The sequence below is a fragment of the Photorhabdus laumondii subsp. laumondii genome, from assembly GCF_003343245.1.
GTDB lineage: Bacteria > Pseudomonadota > Gammaproteobacteria > Enterobacterales > Enterobacteriaceae > Photorhabdus > Photorhabdus laumondii.
On the sequence record NZ_CP024901.1, the window covers coordinates 3,265,633 to 3,282,781 of the forward strand.

The 17,149-nt window shown below is 40.8% G+C and carries 15 protein-coding genes and 1 pseudogene; 13 read left to right on the forward strand and 3 right to left on the reverse strand.

The window, feature by feature from the left end:
- The first annotated feature begins 27 nt into the window (after positions 1–27).
- From PluTT01m_RS14175 to PluTT01m_RS14195, 5 genes and pseudogenes are all read left to right on the forward strand, one after another.
- A complete protein-coding gene (locus tag PluTT01m_RS14175) occupies positions 28–1,356 on the forward strand; it encodes a PTS cellobiose transporter subunit IIC (protein WP_011146975.1) in 1,329 nt (442 codons plus the stop codon).
- An 18-nt stretch (positions 1,357–1,374) separates the two neighbouring features.
- Positions 1,375–1,734, forward strand: a complete 360-nt coding sequence (locus PluTT01m_RS14180) for a PTS lactose/cellobiose transporter subunit IIA (RefSeq protein WP_011146976.1) — start codon at positions 1,375–1,377, stop codon at positions 1,732–1,734.
- Entirely contained in the window at positions 1,731–3,038 is a 1,308-nt protein-coding gene (locus PluTT01m_RS14185) for a 6-phospho-beta-glucosidase (protein WP_011146977.1), read from the forward strand. The genes PluTT01m_RS14180 and PluTT01m_RS14185 overlap by 4 nt, the downstream gene beginning before the upstream one ends.
- A gap of 341 nt (positions 3,039–3,379) precedes the next feature.
- A pseudogene (locus PluTT01m_RS27565) lies at positions 3,380–3,505 on the forward strand (type II toxin-antitoxin system HicA family toxin); the annotation flags it as partial.
- Positions 3,502–3,849 carry a type II toxin-antitoxin system HicB family antitoxin gene (locus tag PluTT01m_RS14195; RefSeq protein WP_011146978.1) on the forward strand — a complete coding sequence of 116 codons (348 nt, stop codon included), beginning with the start codon at positions 3,502–3,504 and terminating at the stop codon, positions 3,847–3,849. The pseudogene PluTT01m_RS27565 and the gene PluTT01m_RS14195, both read left to right, overlap by 4 nt.
- A 237-nt stretch (positions 3,850–4,086) precedes the next feature.
- Here the strand turns inward: PluTT01m_RS14195 and upp are convergent, their stop codons facing one another.
- A complete protein-coding gene (gene upp, locus PluTT01m_RS14200) occupies positions 4,087–4,713 on the reverse strand; it encodes a uracil phosphoribosyltransferase (RefSeq protein WP_011146979.1) in 627 nt (208 codons plus the stop codon).
- A gap of 226 nt (positions 4,714–4,939) precedes the next feature.
- Here upp and purM point away from each other — a divergent pair, with 226 nt between their 5' ends.
- From purM to ppx, 5 genes are all read left to right on the forward strand, one after another.
- Positions 4,940–5,980 (forward strand): phosphoribosylformylglycinamidine cyclo-ligase, encoded by a 1,041-nt coding sequence (purM, locus tag PluTT01m_RS14205; protein ID WP_011146980.1) that lies wholly within the window; start codon positions 4,940–4,942, stop codon positions 5,978–5,980.
- The gene (gene purN / locus PluTT01m_RS14210; protein ID WP_011146981.1) at positions 5,977–6,615 is read left to right on the forward strand and encodes a phosphoribosylglycinamide formyltransferase; all 639 of its coding nucleotides are present in this window, start codon (positions 5,977–5,979) and stop codon (positions 6,613–6,615) included. The genes purM and purN overlap by 4 nt, the downstream gene beginning before the upstream one ends.
- 117 nt (positions 6,616–6,732) lie before the next feature.
- On the forward strand, positions 6,733–7,302 hold the full coding sequence (gene speG, locus PluTT01m_RS14215; protein WP_058588425.1) for a spermidine N1-acetyltransferase: 570 nt from the start codon (positions 6,733–6,735) through the stop codon (positions 7,300–7,302).
- 63 nt (positions 7,303–7,365) lie between these two features.
- The gene (gene ppk1, locus PluTT01m_RS14220) at positions 7,366–9,435 is read left to right on the forward strand and encodes a polyphosphate kinase 1 (protein ID WP_011146983.1); all 2,070 of its coding nucleotides are present in this window, start codon (positions 7,366–7,368) and stop codon (positions 9,433–9,435) included.
- Between the two features lie 3 nt (positions 9,436–9,438).
- Positions 9,439–10,971 carry an exopolyphosphatase gene (gene ppx, locus PluTT01m_RS14225; protein WP_011146984.1) on the forward strand — a complete coding sequence of 511 codons (1,533 nt, stop codon included), beginning with the start codon at positions 9,439–9,441 and terminating at the stop codon, positions 10,969–10,971.
- A gap of 334 nt (positions 10,972–11,305) precedes the next feature.
- Here ppx and PluTT01m_RS14235 read toward each other — a convergent pair whose 3' ends face one another.
- Both PluTT01m_RS14235 and PluTT01m_RS14240 read right to left on the reverse strand, forming a co-directional pair.
- Positions 11,306–12,139, reverse strand: a complete 834-nt coding sequence (locus PluTT01m_RS14235; RefSeq protein WP_244213446.1) for a DMT family transporter — start codon at positions 12,137–12,139, stop codon at positions 11,306–11,308.
- 27 nt (positions 12,140–12,166) lie between these two features.
- Positions 12,167–13,405, reverse strand: a complete 1,239-nt coding sequence (locus PluTT01m_RS14240; RefSeq protein ID WP_011146986.1) for an ATP-grasp domain-containing protein — start codon at positions 13,403–13,405, stop codon at positions 12,167–12,169.
- A 572-nt stretch (positions 13,406–13,977) separates the two neighbouring features.
- Here PluTT01m_RS14240 and PluTT01m_RS14245 point away from each other — a divergent pair.
- From PluTT01m_RS14245 to aroA, 3 genes are read left to right on the forward strand one after another with little or no spacing between them, the layout of a single operon-like run.
- Positions 13,978–14,376: a RidA family protein gene (locus PluTT01m_RS14245; protein ID WP_011146987.1), complete on the forward strand. Its 399-nt coding sequence runs from the start codon at positions 13,978–13,980 to the stop codon at positions 14,374–14,376.
- Positions 14,377–14,426: 50 nt separating this feature from the next.
- A complete protein-coding gene (locus tag PluTT01m_RS14250; RefSeq protein ID WP_011146988.1) occupies positions 14,427–15,731 on the forward strand; it encodes a carboxyvinyltransferase in 1,305 nt (434 codons plus the stop codon).
- Between the two features lie 27 nt (positions 15,732–15,758).
- On the forward strand, positions 15,759–17,114 hold the full coding sequence (gene aroA, locus PluTT01m_RS14255) for a 3-phosphoshikimate 1-carboxyvinyltransferase (RefSeq protein WP_011146989.1): 1,356 nt from the start codon (positions 15,759–15,761) through the stop codon (positions 17,112–17,114).
- Positions 17,115–17,149 lie beyond the last annotated feature (35 nt).

Sequence of the window (17,149 nt, forward strand, 5' to 3'; positions counted from 1 at the left end):
AATTTCATCATCACGCGGAGTACCCTCATGAGTCTCTATACCTCTTTTATGCGTGTCTTAGAAAACCACATTATCCCGTTTGCCGGGCGAATCGGTAACCAGCGGCATATTACAGCAATGCGTGACGGCTTTATCTCAGCCATGCCATTTTTGATCATCGGCAGCATGATGTTAATTGTGGCAAATCCCCCCTTCGATTTACAGACTACATCCTCATTCGGCCAGGCTTGGTTATCCTTTGCCAAAACTCACTGGGACACCATCACAATGCCTTACTTTATGACGATGGGATTAATGAGTGTCTTTGTTTCGGTCGGTACCGCCTACAGTTTAGCTAAATCCTACGGTCTGGACGGGTTAACTTCGGCTTTACTATCACTCATGGCGTTTTTGCTAGCAGCAGCACCACAAATAGAAAACAAAATAGCACTCGATTTCCTCGGTGGCGCAGGTGTATTTACCGCATTAATTTGCGCTATCTGGTCAGTTGAACTAACACGTTTACTAAAAAAATATAACATCACCATCCGAATGCCAACACAAGTGCCACCAGCCATTGCCCGTTCTTTTGAACTTCTATATCCAGTCATAGGTATCTTGTTAACCGTTTATCCTGCCAGCTTGCTATTACAGAGTGAATTCAATCTACTTATTCCCGCAGCCATAATGCAGATGTTCCAACCCCTCATTTCCGTCGGTGATACTCTGCCTGCCATTATACTGGCGCTACTCATTGCTAACTTACTGTGGTTTGCCGGTATTCATGGCGCCAACATTGTCACTGGCTTGATGGCCCCTATTTTTATGGCAAATATTGCTACCAATGCAACATTAATGGCCCACGGTACTGCTGCAACACAAATTCTCACCGATCCTTACTGGGCGTTTTATATCTGTATTGGCGGCTCTGGTTCTACGTTGGTTCTGGCGATTCTGTATCTGCGCAGCCGCTCTATACATTTGCGTACTATCGGAAAATTGAGCGTGGTTCCATCCATATTCAATATTAACGAACCACTGCTGTTTGGTTCACCGATTGTGATGAATCCGACCTTATTTATTCCACTATTGGTTGTGCCACTGGTCAATGCAGTATTGTCCTACAGCGTCCTGCATCTTGATCTGGTACATAAAATGGTCGCCATTTCGCCCTGGACTACGCCGGCACCCATCGGCGCAATGATTTCCGCCGCTTGGGATTATCGGGCGGCAGTGCTAGTTATCATACTCACGATAATCGATCTCTTTATCTGGTATCCCTTCTTCAAAATTTATGAAAAACAATTGATCGACGAAGAAAATAAACAGCAAGAAAACACAGCATCCACAGGTGTAGAAACTCAATCCCAACCCTAATTTTCGGAGGATTTACACATGGATTTAGAACAAGCTATTGATTTAGAAAAAACTATTGATTTAGAAAAAACTATTGTAGAACTGCTGGTTTATGCCGGAAGCGCACGCAGTCATGCACTAATGGCATTACAACATGCCAGAAACGGTGATTTTCAAACAGCACAAACACTGATGGCTGAATCTCAACAGGCGATCAAAGAAGCACACACGATTCAGACTACCCTCATTGGATTAGATGAAGGCTGCGGTAAATTACCTGTCAATCTCATCACCGTCCATGCGCAAGATCATTTAATGAACGCAATGGTTATTCAAGATCTTGCCAGCGATATGATTGAACTCTATCGCCGAATGTCATCACAAGAGGAAAAAACATGAAACAAATCAAAATAGCCATTATTGGTGGCGGTAGCAGCTACACACCTGAATTAGTCGAAGGGCTTATTCAACATAAAAAAGAGATTCCACTATCTGAACTGGCACTAGTTGACATTGACAGTGGAAAACAGAAAGTAGAAATTATCGCCGCGCTTACTCGCCGTATGTTAGCTCGTTACGGCATGGAACACGTTATTGTCAGCGTCCATTTCACACCAGATAACGCCATTCGCGGTGCCAGTTTTATTTTAACTCAACTACGGGTCGGTCAGCTTCCAGCTCGCGTTGCGGACGAGCGTCTGGGGCTAAAATATGGCTTGATCGGTCAGGAAACTACTGGCGTAGGTGGCTTTGCCAAAGCATTACGCACCATCCCCGTATTGCTAGATATTGCCCATAAAGTTGAGCAACTTGCACCCGACGCATGGATTATTAACTTCACCAATCCAGCCGGGATCGTTACCGAAGCGATTTCCCGCTATAGCAAAGCAAAAATTATCGGCCTATGTAATGTCCCGGTTACCATGCATCACATGATAGCGAATATGCTACAACGCCCTTATCAGGACGTGCAGTTACACTTTGCCGGGCTGAATCATATGGTCTGGGTACATCAAGTACTGGTTTCAGGTCAGGATAAAACTCAACAGGTACTTGATATGCTATGCAATGGTGCAATCTTAACCATGAATAATATTCAAGAAGCACCCTGGCCCCCGCCGCTACTCAAGGCACTAGGTGCCATCCCCTGCCCTTATCATCGCTACTTCTACCAAACCCGCAATATGTTACAGGAGGAGCGCGAGGCTGCGTTCGAACAAGGCACACGAGCAGAACAGGTCATGAAAGTAGAACAGGAACTATTTGAACTGTATGCGGATCCAGAACTCGATCACAAGCCAGAACAACTCAGTTTCCGCGGTGGTGCATTCTATTCTGAGGTTGCACTGGATCTGATTTGCGCCATCCATAACAATCTCAATAGTCAATTGGTGGTCAATACCACAAACCACGGCGCTATTCGAGGTTTACCGGACGATGCTGTCATTGAAACTAATTGTATTATTAATGCAGAAGGTGCCCACCCGCTGACGTTCGGCCGCCTGCCTGACAGTATGTATGCTCTGACACAACAGATAAAAACCTATGAACGCTTAACGATCAAAGCAGCGATTCATGGCGATCGCAATGCTGCACTGTTGGCACTGATCACCAACCCGCTGGTTGCCGATATAGACATTGCTTCACCACTATTGGATGACGTATTAACGATAAACCGTGATTATCTGCCACAATTTCAATGAATAAGCGGTACCTGATCAGTTAATTTGAAATCAGAACAAACATAAAATTAAAGCGATATCTGTTACTTCTGACTAATAGATATCGCTAACTGACTTTGTAACCTCTTTTTTTTTGCGGCACCGTACGCATTTATCTTTCACATTAATGCACAAGAAACTTGACTTATTTGATATTTGTAACTACTGTTAGTTACATTATTGAGGGAAAGGAAGAGTACATGAGCAAAGCGGAGAAACTGATAGAAAAGTTTCTTAATAGCCAAAAAACTTTTGAATGGTCTGAACTTGTTGTGTTATTAAGCCTATTAAACTATGAGAAATAAGAAAAGCAAGGTTCGAGGGTACGATTCTTCAATGAATCATTGAATCACACAATTTTAATGCACCGCCCTCATCCTGAAAATTACATTAAAGGTGGTACACTAAAAGCCGTGAAACAGACTTTAAAAGAAGTGGGGTTGATATGAAATATTTAAAATATAAAGGTTATTTAGGTACAATTGAATTTGACTTGGAAAACAATACTCTTTTTGGTAAATTGGAATATATCCGCGATTTAGTGACTTATGAAGCAAAAACAATTGCAGAATTGGAAAATGAATTTAAAATCTCGGTTGATTTGTATTTGCAAGACTGCAAGGAATTAAATAAGAATCCTGATATACCATATAAAGGGATTTTTAATGTTAGAGTTAATCCAGAATTGCATAGAAAAATTGCAGAACTAGCACTTGAAGAAGATGTGACGATTAACGCTTTCGTGAATCAAGCGCTAGAAAATGAAGTCAGTAAACATTATGTAGGGCCTTAATAGCCCCATCGGATTAATGACAAAAGTCTAGCTATCGGGGCCAAGTCTTTGATCTAATAAAGACACTGGAAAATGGGTACCTTGATATACTAAAAGACCCCACACTACAACAATATGATTGACATCAACAGAACCCCACTTTTTGAATGGGGTTCGTCAGCAATCTGAACAAAGTGTCGGATAAAAAACCAGCACTTTGTCAATAATCTGAAGCCGACTCAACAGTCGGCTAACTTATTATTTCGTACCAAATATCTTATCGCCTGCATCCCCCAGGCCGGGCACAATGTATCCCTGTTCATTGAGTCTCTCATCAATAGAAGCTGTATACAGTTCCACATCAGGATGGGCTTTTTCCAACGCGGCAATACCTTCAGGAGCAGCCACCAAAACTAGCACTTTAATCGACTGACAGCCTGCTTTTTTCAATAAATCGATAGTTGCAATCATGGAACCACCGGTTGCCAACATCGGGTCAACCAACAGCGCCATACGTTCATCAATATTGGAAGCCAACTTCTGAAAATAAGGGACAGGTTCTAAGGTTTCTTCATTACGATAAACCCCTACGACGCTAATCCGGGCACTGGGAACATTCTCTAATACGCCATCCATCATCCCCAATCCCGCACGCAAAATAGGTACGACAGTTATTTTTTTACCTTTAATCTGCTCAACTACCACCGGACCACACCAGCCATCAATAGTGACTTTTTCTGTTTCTAAATCAGCAGTTGCTTCATAAGTCAAAAGGCTTCCAATTTCTGCGGCCAGTTCACGAAAGCGTTTGGTGCTGATATCATGCGCTCGCATCAGACCGAGTTTATGTTTAACAAGTGGGTGATTCACCTCAACGATCTTCATGGACCTCTCCTACTGTATGTCATGTCGCCAGCAGACAAAAAAACGGCGAGATTATACCGTCTTTTACCCATAACACCACTACCAATCCGTTGATTTTCATCAAACATAGCCCTAATTGCCGAGAACCGAGATCCTAAACAAGAGTCTCGCAAACGTTTGCTTAGACTGTTAGAATTGCTACTATTCTGTCTTAATTTATCAAACGCAACCGCCTTGGGGGCTTCGAGTGACCAACAAAACCTCTCTCAGTTATAAAGATGCCGGTGTCGATATCGACGCCGGTAATGCCTTAGTCAACCGTATTAAAGGTGTTGTAAAACAGACCCGTCGCCCAGAAGTAATGGGCGGTTTAGGTGGGTTTGGCGCTTTATGTGCATTACCACAAAAATACCGCGAGCCAATTCTGGTTTCTGGTACTGATGGTGTCGGCACCAAGTTGCGTCTGGCAATGGATCTCAAACGCCATGACACTATCGGCATTGACTTAGTTGCAATGTGCGTCAATGACCTGGTTGTTCAAGGTGCGGAACCCCTGTTTTTCCTTGATTACTATGCAACCGGGAAACTGGATGTTGATACGGCTGCCAGCGTTATCAGCGGTATCGCAGAAGGCTGTCAATTATCCGGCTGTGCTCTGGTTGGTGGCGAAACCGCAGAAATGCCGGGAATGTACCACGGTGAAGATTATGATGTTGCCGGTTTCTGCGTTGGCGTGGTTGAAAAATCAGAAATCATTGATGGCAGTAAAGTTCAGGCGGGTGATGCCTTGATTGCCCTCGCCGCCAGTGGCCCTCACTCAAACGGCTATTCTCTGATACGCAAAATTCTGGCCGTCAGCAACACCGATCCAGAAGCAACCGAGCTTGAAAGTAAATCATTGGCAGATCACCTACTCGCCCCGACAAAAATTTATGTGAAATCCCTTTTATCCTTGATTGAACAGGTTGATATTCACGCTATTGCTCATCTAACCGGTGGCGGTTTCTGGGAAAATATTCCGCGTGTCCTGCCTGAAAATACCCAAGCACAGATTAACGAATCCAGTTGGCAATGGCCGGCCATATTTAACTGGCTGCAACAGACAGGCAATGTCAGCCGTCATGAAATGTACCGTACATTCAACTGTGGTGTTGGAATGGTGATTGCCTTACCACCAACAGCCGTTGAACAGGCGATTGAATTACTCACTGCTGCCGGTGAGAAAGCCTGGCAAATCGGCACTATCGCGACACTGAAAGAGGGTGAACAACAGGTTGTCATTCAATGAAAAATATCGTTGTACTCATCTCTGGCAGCGGCAGCAATCTCCAAGCGGTGATTGATGCCTGCCAGCAGAACAGAATCAATGGGCAGGTTTGCGCGGTATTGAGTAATACAGCAAATGCTTACGGTCTGTTACGCGCTAAACAGGCGGATATTCCCACCCATGTTATTAGCCCGAAAAACTATGCAGATCGTCAGACTTATGATGAAGCGCTAAAACACACGATTGATCAGTATCAACCAGATTTGCTGGTCCTCGCGGGTTATATGCGTATTCTGACGCCAGATTTTGTGCAACATTATCTTGGCCGCCTGTTAAACATTCATCCTTCTCTGTTACCCAAATATCCTGGTCTGCATACTCACCGCAAAGCAATAACAAATGGAGATACAGAACACGGCACTTCCGTCCATTTTGTAACAGAAGAGTTGGATGGCGGCCCGGTAATCTTACAAGCTAAAGTTCCTATTTTTGCCGGGGATCAGGAGAATGAGGTTGTCAAACGGGTTCAGACTCAGGAACACAACATCTATCCATTAGTTATCAACTGGTTTATCGAAGGGCGCCTAAGTATGGTTAATGGCAAAGCGTATCTGGATGGAAAGATCCTCCCTCCAGAAGGCTATGCCGCAGAATAATCTATTTATACCCTAATGGGTATATTAACGGCTAATTACAGTGCTGTGGTAACATACCCGGCACTGCGAACTATGATTAATTATGTTCCTTTTTTATTAAAAACACTGAGGTGTCAAATGTCTGGTGGTTCTCATACCTCACCTGTTAGGTTACGTCCCCTTGAGCGGGAAGATCTCCCTTTTGTCCATCAATTAGATAACAATGCTAGCGTCATGCGTTACTGGTTCGAAGAACCTTATGAAGCTTTCGTTGAACTGTGCGATCTCTATGACAAACATATTCACGACCAAAGCGAGCGCCGGTTTATTATCGCCAGTTCTGACGCCAAAGTGGGTTTGGTTGAATTAGTCGAAATCGACTATATCCATCGCCGGTCAGAATTTCAGATTATTATCGATCCCACCTATCAGGGCCAAGGCCATGCAACCAAAGCGGCAAAACTGGCAATGGAATATGCATTTTCCGTACTTAATCTGTATAAACTCTACCTGATTGTTGATAAAGAGAATGTCAAGGCCATTCACATCTATAATAAGCTAGGTTTCTATACTGAGGGCGAATTAATAGACGAATTCTTTATTAATGGCAGTTACCGCACCGCCATTCGCATGTGCGTTTTCCAACATCAATATTTTGCCTCCAAGGAAGATGAAAAAATGAGTCAGCAACTACTGACGAGAAGATAGCGATAAACGACGCCCCGTCGTATTCAAAGTTTCAATACTTTTACCTCAACACCTGGAGTAACAATGTCCCAAGACAGGCTCTATACCGATAAAGAACTTAGTTGGTTATCATTCAACGAACGTGTGCTTCAAGAAGCGGCGGATAAGAGCAATCCACTAATAGAACGGATGCGGTTCCTTGGTATTTACTCCAATAATCTGGATGAATTTTACAAAGTCCGTTTTGCTGATGTAAAACGACGAATATTAATTAATGAAGAACGAGGATCAGCCACCAGCGCCCGAAATGTATTGAAAAAAATTCAAGCTAAAGTGGCTAAAACCGATCAAGAATTTGATGTGCTCTATAATGAACTGTTATTAGAAATTGCTCGCAATCAAATTTTTCTCATCAATGAACGACAAATTTCACCCAATCAACAAATCTGGTTACGCCAATATTTTCGTCAACATCTGCGGCCACACATTACACCAATTCTGATCAATCCAGAAACCAACCTGGTTGAATTTCTAAAAGATGACTACACTTATCTGGCAGTTGAAATTGTCCACAGCCAGAATATTCAATATGCACTATTAGAAATTCCGTCAGATAAGGTGCCACGTTTTGTTAACTTGCCGCCCGAAATGCCACACCGCCGCAAGTCAATGATCCTGCTAGACAATATTATGCGTTATTGTCTTGATGAAATTTTCAAAGGCTTTTTCGATTATGATTCACTGAACGCCTATTCAATGAAAATGACCCGTGATTCTGAATATGATTTAGCAACAGAGATGGAATCAAGCTTGCTCGAACTCATGTCATCCACGCTGAAACAGCGGCTGACAGCGGAACCCGTAAGATTCGTTTATCAACGAGAAATGCCAGATGAAATGGTAGAATTACTGCGTAGCAAACTTGGCTTGTCAAACAATGACTCGGTGATTGCTGGCGGACGCTATCACAATTTTAAAGATTTCATTAAATTCCCCAATGAGGGGAAGAGAAACCTACTCAATAAACCTTTGCCAAGATTACGACACACTTGGTTTGATAATTTCCGCAATGGTTTTGATGCGATTCGTGAACAAGATGTGCTGCTCTATTATCCCTATCACACCTTTGAACACGTATTGGAATTATTACGTCAGGCATCTTTCGACCCGAGTGTACTCTCCATCAAAATTAATATTTATCGAGTAGCAAAAGACTCCCGCATTATTGATTCCATGATCCATGCTGCCCATAACGGTAAAAAAGTGACCGTCGTGGTTGAATTACAGGCTCGATTTGATGAAGAAGCCAATATTCATTGGGCCAAACGGCTCACCGAAGCGGGTGTACATGTTATTTTCTCAGCACCGGGACTAAAAATTCACGCAAAACTGTTTGTTATTTCCCGTCTGGAAGGTGAAGAAATTGTTCGCTATGCCCATATTGGTACCGGTAATTTTAATGAAAAAACCGCTCGCCTCTACACCGACTACTCCTTGCTGACCGCAAATCCCAAAATTACTAACGAAGTGCGCCGGGTATTCAACTTTATTGAAAATCCCTACCGCCCGGTCAAATTTGAAAACCTGATGGTTTCGCCGCAAAATTCCCGCGCAATGCTCAACCAGCTTATTTCACAGGAAATCGCCAACGCCAGCGCGAATAAGCCCGCAGGTATTATGTTAAAGATTAATAATCTGGTTGATAAAGAGCTGGTGGACCGCCTATACGACGCTTCGGAAGCAGGGGTAAAAATACGCCTACTGATACGTGGTATGTGTTCACTGGTGCCCAGCCAGCCAGGATTTAGCGAAAATATTCAGATCACCAGTATCGTTGACCGTTTCCTCGAACATGATCGGGTTTACGTATTCACTAATGACGGAGACGAAAAAGTCTTTCTCTCGTCTGCTGATTGGATGACCCGTAATATCGACTACCGAATTGAAGTTGCGGTTTGCCTGCTTGATCCACAATTGAAACAACGGGTACTGGATATTCTCGAATTACAATTCAACGATACAGTAAAAGCCCGTTACGTCGATAAAGAGCTGAGCAATAGTTATGTGCTACGGGGCAATAAGCGGAAAATCCGGGCACAACTGGCTATTTATGACTATCTAAAAGCCCTCGAACAACCTGAACCAAGAGCTTAATTTATGCCGCTAACACATGACAAGCCGACGCCCAGACCAATAGAAATTGCGGCTATTGATCTAGGTTCAAATAGTTTTCATATGATTATCGCACGAATTGTCAACGATGCATTTCAGATTTTAGGTCGCTTAAAACAACGGGTCCATCTGGCCGACGGTCTTGATAACAACAATCAATTAAGCGAAGAAGCAATAACACGCGGTCTTGCCTGTCTGGCTTTATTTGCTGAACGGTTACAAGGCTTTCCTGCTGATAACGTTTGTCTGGTGGGCACTCACAGCTTACGTGAAGCCAGCAATGCCAAAGAATTTATTAAACGCGCTAAAGAGGTTATCCCCTACCCGATTGAAATTATTTCCGGCCATGAAGAAGCTCGTCTGATCTATATGGGGGTAGAACATACACAACCAGAAAAAAACCGTAAACTGGTGATTGATATTGGCGGCGGCTCCACTGAACTGGTCATTGGTGAAAATTTTGAACCATTATTGGTAGAAAGCCGCCGAATGGGATGCATTAGTTTCGCCCACCAATTCTTTCCTGATGACGAAATTAGCGCAGAAAAATTCCGCCGAGCGCGGCTTGAAGCTGCACAAAAACTGGAAAATCTCTCATGGCAGTACCGCATCACTGGCTGGAATTCAGCGCTTGGGGCATCCGGGACCATTAAAGCGGTGTATGAAGTGCTGGTCGCCATGGGGGAAAAGGACGGATTAATCACCCCTGAACGGCTGGAGATGTTGGTCAAAGAAATACTCAAATTCAAGAAATTAAAAACCCTCGACTTACCCGGACTAGCGGATGATCGTAAACACTTTTTTATTCCTGGTTTGGCTATCTTATGCGGTATATTCGATACCCTGCATATAAAAGCATTACAACTCTCAGATGGTGCGCTACGTGAAGGCGTTTTATATGAAATGGAAGGCCGTTTCCGTCATCAAGATATCCGCCAGAGAACCGCAAGAAGCCTGGCTGAGCACTATAATATCGACCGAGAACAGGCAAAGCGTGTACTTAATACGACTGAAACACTTTACCAACAGTGGGCAATCCAGAACCCTAAACTAGTGCAACCACAACTCGAAGCGATTTTACACTGGGCGGCAATGTTACACGAAGTTGGATTAAGTATTAACTTAAGCGGATTACAGCGACACTCTGCCTATATTCTGCAAAACACCAACTTACCCGGCTTTAATCAGGAACAGCAATTACTGCTGGCAACCTTAGTTCGCTGTCATCGTAAAACCATAAAACTGGATGATTTGCCAAGATTCAATTTATTCAAGAAAAAACAGTATCTGCCATTAATTCAAATCCTACGTCTGGCAACTTTACTCAATAATCAACGCCAATCCACAACCATCCCTGAATCACTCAGACTAGTTACTGATGATAGTCATTGGGCGCTCTACCTGCCTTACAACTATTTATCAGCAAACACCCTGATGCAGCTTGATCTGGAAAAAGAGCAAGGTTACTGGCATAACGTTACGGGTTGGCAATTAGAAATAGCCGAGGAATCAATATAAAGATACCAAACCATTTTCTGATTTTATTTAGCCGTTTCATTTACTCATCCATAGCGGCATTAGAGCATCATCAGCAAAATAAAAAGGTCATAATAGAGAAAGGTGAAAATCATCAAATGAAATAATCAACTTAATGCAGATTATCATTAATCAATGTCATTACCTCACTGTTCCCCCGAATTCTTCGGGGAAACAAGCTATTATATACCCTATGGATTTCAAGATGCATCGCGGCGGCAAGGGAGCGAATCCCCGGGAGCATAGATAACTATGTGACCGGGGTGAGTGAGTGCAGCCAACAAAGAAGCAACTTGAAAGATGACGGGTATAAATGTCATAATTTCAAAAGAATGACACCGGCTATAATTATCACAATACCCATCCACTGAATGCGGCTCAACCGCTCTCCACGAATAAAAAAACCTAATAACGCGGTGACGCCACTTGCCAATGAACTCAGAACGGTAACAACGGCAACATGTCCCGTAGCAGAACCGTAAGCTAATGAAGCAAACCCAATCAGACTAAAGAAACTAATTGAAAAAACCAGAGCAATAATTGAAATCGGCGGTAATGATAAATTTCCTTTTTTTAATAGCGTGAGAAATAAAACCACCACAGCGGTTAAATAGTAAACCCATAATGCATTGATAACCCCCAGATCTCTAACAGCAAATTCCCCTTGCAGCCAGAAACCTAACCCAAACATCAGTGAAGACAAAAGTGCAAAGAAAATTGAACCAGATGATTCTCGTTGTCCATCTTTTGATTTCGGCATACTGGTTAGACAGGCACCAATAACACAAATAAATAGACTAAACAAAACCAAAACGGTCATTGGTTTCCCATTTATCAGTGACAAAATCGTGGTAACCGCACCATAAAGCGAAACAATCGGCGCGACAATCGAAGCTTTACCGATTGATAATGCTTTAAGCAGAAACACCATTGCCATTAAATTACAAACCGAAGCAACAACACAGAGGGTCAATTGAAAAAAGCTTGCATTAACAAACGACATCTCAAAATAAAAAAACAGCAACAACGATAAAACAAAAAAACCAAATAGCTGACTATAGAATAAAGATTTAGCAACGCCGACTTTTCTTGCGACTTGCCCTGCCAAAAAATCCGTACTTCCCCAACATAATGCTGAAATCAACCCCATCAGAATCGCCATAGTGATAATCTCTCATTAATTCGTTATTAACTGAACGCTATTAGCAATACGTGTCGCATTTTCCATCGCTTCCTCACAGCTATCACCATAAGCCAGAACATAACCGACAATAGAACCAAAGTTTTTATTTTTCGATGAACTTTTACTTTTTAATGAAATAGCAAAAGGCGTTTTCTTAAACCCTGCGGAGATGAAATAAGGGATATCAGCATCTATTCTGATATCATTGACAACCCCCTCACCACGATAAAAAACAAATGCATCAGCGACAAATGGATAAACTATTTCCGACGCTGGTGATATAGAACTTTCGATACCACAAACAAAATCGACCAAGTATTTGACCATATTAATCCCAGAGGTCATGAATATCTGTTGAGCCGCTCTGGCACCTGCTATGCGCAAATTGATTTCAACTAATATTGGCCCACGAGAGGTATAAATAAATTCTACATTTATTGCACCACCCCGTAATCCCAAAGCAGCTAGCCACTCCTTAACAAGCTTACAAGCCATTGCAAACTCAAACTCAGGCAGTTCAGCAGGATGAGATAAACCGATCATACACAGGTCATCGTCAGGAGAAACGAAAATTCTATTGATACCAATTAAATGCCATTCATCATGACTATAAATTAATTCTGCCCCATAAAAATTTCCCTGCAAGAACTCTTCTATCAAGAACTCTTCATTGACTTTACCGAGCATTGACATTGTGCCATGAGATGAAATTTCTGAAAGCACATGGTGGTAATCATCTTGAGATTTACAAAGTGATACCCCATAAGCCCCCGCATCACGAAGTGGCTTAATCACAAACGGAAAAGGAACCTTAGGATTTTCTGGAATATTATTATAAGAAAAAACCGCGTAAGCAGGTTGCTCATAACCATGTTGTGCCAGAATATCCCTGACATTCTTCTTACTAAATGCATTCCTCAAACCATTTATATCCGGGTGAGGTAAACCGAATTCTAATGCTACTTCAGACGCCACAATCATAAAATCATCATAGCAACCTAGGATTGCAGCAACAGGAATACGGGTATCTTTAATTAAATTAATAATATCGGTACTATTTCTCGTATCAACATAATAAATATTATCAAATAATTCCTTTCTTAAATCATCATATAATCCTTTATTCATTGATTCCATTGAAGTCAATAACACGGGAGAAAACCCCAAATCTCTAATATAATCAATTGCCGAGCATTCAACCGGTCTTGCTTCAATAAAAATAAAAACACTCATATCTACCCCATCGTTAGTTGATATTTATTAATTTATGATGCTTTCTTCATTCCTGAAATTATCTAACTTTACTTAATAATAAAAAATTTCATTAAAATTAAGACAACCTAATCATCATGTATAGTTCCAACTAAGATGACTTTCAAATAAAAAAACCGTCAGAATACAACCAGACTCAGCGCTTTAATACATAACCAATTAAATAATCACAGGAATTTTTTCATAAAAATAATTTTTCCGCCAAGAAAAAATATTTATTCATTTTTAAAATAAAAAAACAACCAATTATTCTATTTTAATAATCAATTTTATTTGACATATCAGGCTTTATATACTTTTATTAATACTACATTGATTTACGGATATTTTTTAGTTAACGGAATAAACTGTTTAAATTAATTTATTGTTCCAAAATCTTCTTATACCCTATGGATTTCGAGATGCATCGCGACGGCAAGGGAACCAATCCCCGGGAGCATAGAGAACTATGTGACCGGGGTGAGTGAGTGCAGCCAACAAAGAGGCAACTTGAAAGATAACAGGTATATATATTTTCATTTATAGGAGTATTTATGCCATCTCATGAAATTAAAAAAACAGTATTTAGCCCCTCTCCGTGGGAAAATAAAATGGGATACTCAAGAGGGAAAAGAGTTGGTAATCAGATCTTTATTGCAGGATGTGTCGCTTCGGATGGTGATGGAAATGTTATGGGGGAAAATGCTTACGAGCAAACTCTATTTATCATAGAAAAAATTGAGAAATATTTAAAAGAGCTTGATGCAGAACTGACTGATGTTGTCAGCACAGTAACACATTTAACAGATTTCCAACATTTTGATGATTATTGTCGAGCCTTTAATGAGAAATTTGGCGATATACGCCCGGTCAATACGACTATTGCCGTTAAATCAATGGTAAAGCCAGAACATTACGTTGAAATTACAACTATTGCTATCGATAGTAAATAGTTAAATTAAAGAATAATACCAATGGTAATTGATCTACCTGGAGGCTTGGCATGAATAAAATTAGCGTGCTCCCCGGTTCCACTCTTAACGGGGAAATAGTCATACCATCATCTAAGCCTCATATCCAAAGAGCGCTACTATTAGCACTATTGAATCAAGAAACAACAACCGTAAATAATATATCGTGGTGTACTGAAACCGAAGATCTCCTTATTGCTTTACAACAATTTGGTCTGCAAATTCTGGATAGAAGTGAAAACCACATCATATTGAAAGGGGCACATCCAATATATCATTGTAATGGGATCATTAATGCTAACGGTTCTGGCATGTTATTTAGAATCAGTGTCGCTTTAGCATCACTAACAGAAAAGGAAGTTTATATAAAATGCAATGATTCACTGTTTAACAGAGAAAGTCTGTATGATGAATCATTTTTTTCATACCTGAATGTATTTGCAGAAAAGCGAAAAGAAAATATTGTCATTATTTCCAGAAGAATATATCCATCACAATCACCATTAAACTTCAATAAGAGTACTCAATTCCTATCATTCTCTCTTCTTGTTTCACCATTTATGAAAGGGAAAAGTATTATCATTAACAACAACGGTGAAACTAAGAATGGATATGTCGATATAACAATTACCATGATGGCATTATTGGGGAGTAAAATCTCTCGAACAGGTAGCACATTTATTTCAACTGAATATCAACCAAGGGATATTACTATTAACATCCCTTCTGATTTCACATCACTAAGCTATATTGCTTCGTCAATATTAAGTATTAATCGACCAAGCAAAATCACTATCAGAAGTTATTATTTTGGTAATACCATTAACGAAAGAGTATTATTTGACATATATAAAAAATTTGGTATGAATTTAAACTATAACCCAATTAAGAATGAACTTAATATCAGCCTGGAAAAGGAGCATAACACCATTACCGATGAAATCTATTTACATGAACTTCCTTCCGTTGCCACTAACATTATCGCGGCAGCGATTAATGGCAATGGCGATATCACATTTTCCGGTCTTAATGCTATAAATAATCATAAATGTCAACGCGCATTTATTATCAACGAAAATATACGCATGATGGGCGGAAAAAGTTATTTAATTTTTAATGATACTGGGGCTTTCAACAAAATAAGGATCAACAGTAACGGACCATTAAATGGAGGCATCGAAATATTCAGTTACTATGATCATCGGATTTGCGCATCCAATATTATTGCATCACTAGGGGCAAAAGAACGAACAACAGTTAATCATATACATAAATTAGATGATGGTTTTCCTGGATTTATCCAATCCTTAAACTCTCTCGGCGCTAGAATAAGTTAGCTAACAGTATAAAAGCGAGAAAAAAATATGAATTATTATGGTAATAATCATCCGCCATTTATCGAAATAAACAAAACCAAATCATTAAATGGCTCAATAACTTTACCTGCCTCCAAAAGTTCTTCAACTCGCGCCATTCTGACTGCATCATTAACGGAAGGTACAAGTAAAATAAATAACATGGCATCAGGGAACAATACAACAGCAATGAAATTAAACTGTTCCCGTTTAGGGGCATCATTTAATAGTGATATTACAGGGACAATCGTAGAAGGCATAGATATCAGACAAATTGATAAAAAAATCATCTTTAACCCAGGTAATTCTGGCGTTGTATTACGGCTATTAATGGGAGTAGCCGGTTATTTACCGGATACTGAATTTATTACAGAATACAGTTACTCCCTGGGTACACGATCACAATTGGAAATGGTCAATGCACTAAAATCACTCAATATTCAGTGCACCGCAGTTGGGCCTGATTCACTTTTACCGATAAGCATGAAATCAGATAAAAACATCGGTAATTACACTGAAATTTCATGCAGAAAGAGCTCTCAATTCCTAAGTGGGCTACTTTACTTAGGTGCCATTAGCGAACGAGATCTGCAAATAAAAGTCATCGATACAATTACCGCACCATCAATGGTTCACACGACAATTAATAATTTACGCAAAGCGGGCATTAATATCGAATATGATGATAAATTCCGCAATTTCTTTACGACAGGAAAGAGTCGATTTATTCCATCAGAATTTAGCGTCGGCGCTGATCCAGCCAGCACGGCGGCAATCCTTGCACTTTGCGCCTCACTGAATTCTGATGTCACCCTAAACGGTTTCTTTGAGGAAGAATTAGGTAATGGCGCGGTGGTGAACTATTTAATTAACAGTGGAACGAAAATCAGCTTCATCAGGGATGATTGTCTCAATATTCGATCTGGCGGCACCCTAAAAGCGCAAGATTTCGATGGTTCACTGGCACCAGATGCGGTGCCTGCACTGGCTGCATTAGCTGCGTTTGCCAACGGTAAAAGCGTTTTCTATAACATTGAACATATCCGCTATAAAGAATCAGACAGAATTTCTGATTTTCGGCGGGAATTAGACAAAATAGGAATTAGATCAGAAGAGAGACTAGACCAATTAATTATTTATGGCAATCCATATGGATATAAAGGCGGTGTTATTGTTGATGGTCATTACGATCATGGATTAATCATGGCACTTACAACAATAGGTTTACATTGTGATGAGCCCCTGATTATCAGTGAGCCATATCATGTTGGTCAAACCTATCCAGAATATTTTGCCGAAATATCTACATTAGGTGCCAATGTGAACGAATTAAAATATTCTGCCCCTATACTAGAAGACGTTTAAATATCATTGATAGCTCTTAACCAAAGGAATTACCT

What these genes read in the sequence shown, in the direction of transcription:
- PluTT01m_RS14180 (WP_011146976.1), top strand. Translation starts at nt 1,375, where the DNA reads ATGGATTTAGAACAAGCTATTGATTTAGAAAAAACTATTGATTTAGAA.
- PluTT01m_RS14195 (WP_011146978.1), top strand. Translation starts at nt 3,502, where the DNA reads ATGAAATATTTAAAATATAAAGGTTATTTAGGTACAATTGAATTTGAC.
- PluTT01m_RS14250 (WP_011146988.1), top strand. Translation starts at nt 14,427, where the DNA reads ATGAATAAAATTAGCGTGCTCCCCGGTTCCACTCTTAACGGGGAAATA.
- PluTT01m_RS14185 (WP_011146977.1), top strand. Translation starts at nt 1,731, where the DNA reads ATGAAACAAATCAAAATAGCCATTATTGGTGGCGGTAGCAGCTACACA.
- purN (WP_011146981.1), top strand. Translation starts at nt 5,977, where the DNA reads ATGAAAAATATCGTTGTACTCATCTCTGGCAGCGGCAGCAATCTCCAA.
- aroA (WP_011146989.1), top strand. Translation starts at nt 15,759, where the DNA reads ATGAATTATTATGGTAATAATCATCCGCCATTTATCGAAATAAACAAA.
- PluTT01m_RS14175 (WP_011146975.1), top strand. Translation starts at nt 28, where the DNA reads ATGAGTCTCTATACCTCTTTTATGCGTGTCTTAGAAAACCACATTATC.
- ppk1 (WP_011146983.1), top strand. Translation starts at nt 7,366, where the DNA reads ATGTCCCAAGACAGGCTCTATACCGATAAAGAACTTAGTTGGTTATCA.
- speG (WP_058588425.1), top strand. Translation starts at nt 6,733, where the DNA reads ATGTCTGGTGGTTCTCATACCTCACCTGTTAGGTTACGTCCCCTTGAG.
- ppx (WP_011146984.1), top strand. Translation starts at nt 9,439, where the DNA reads ATGCCGCTAACACATGACAAGCCGACGCCCAGACCAATAGAAATTGCG.
- upp (WP_011146979.1), bottom strand. Translation starts at nt 4,713, where the DNA reads ATGAAGATCGTTGAGGTGAATCACCCACTTGTTAAACATAAACTCGGT.
- PluTT01m_RS14245 (WP_011146987.1), top strand. Translation starts at nt 13,978, where the DNA reads ATGCCATCTCATGAAATTAAAAAAACAGTATTTAGCCCCTCTCCGTGG.
- PluTT01m_RS14240 (WP_011146986.1), bottom strand. Translation starts at nt 13,405, where the DNA reads ATGAGTGTTTTTATTTTTATTGAAGCAAGACCGGTTGAATGCTCGGCA.
- PluTT01m_RS14235 (WP_244213446.1), bottom strand. Translation starts at nt 12,139, where the DNA reads ATGGGGTTGATTTCAGCATTATGTTGGGGAAGTACGGATTTTTTGGCA.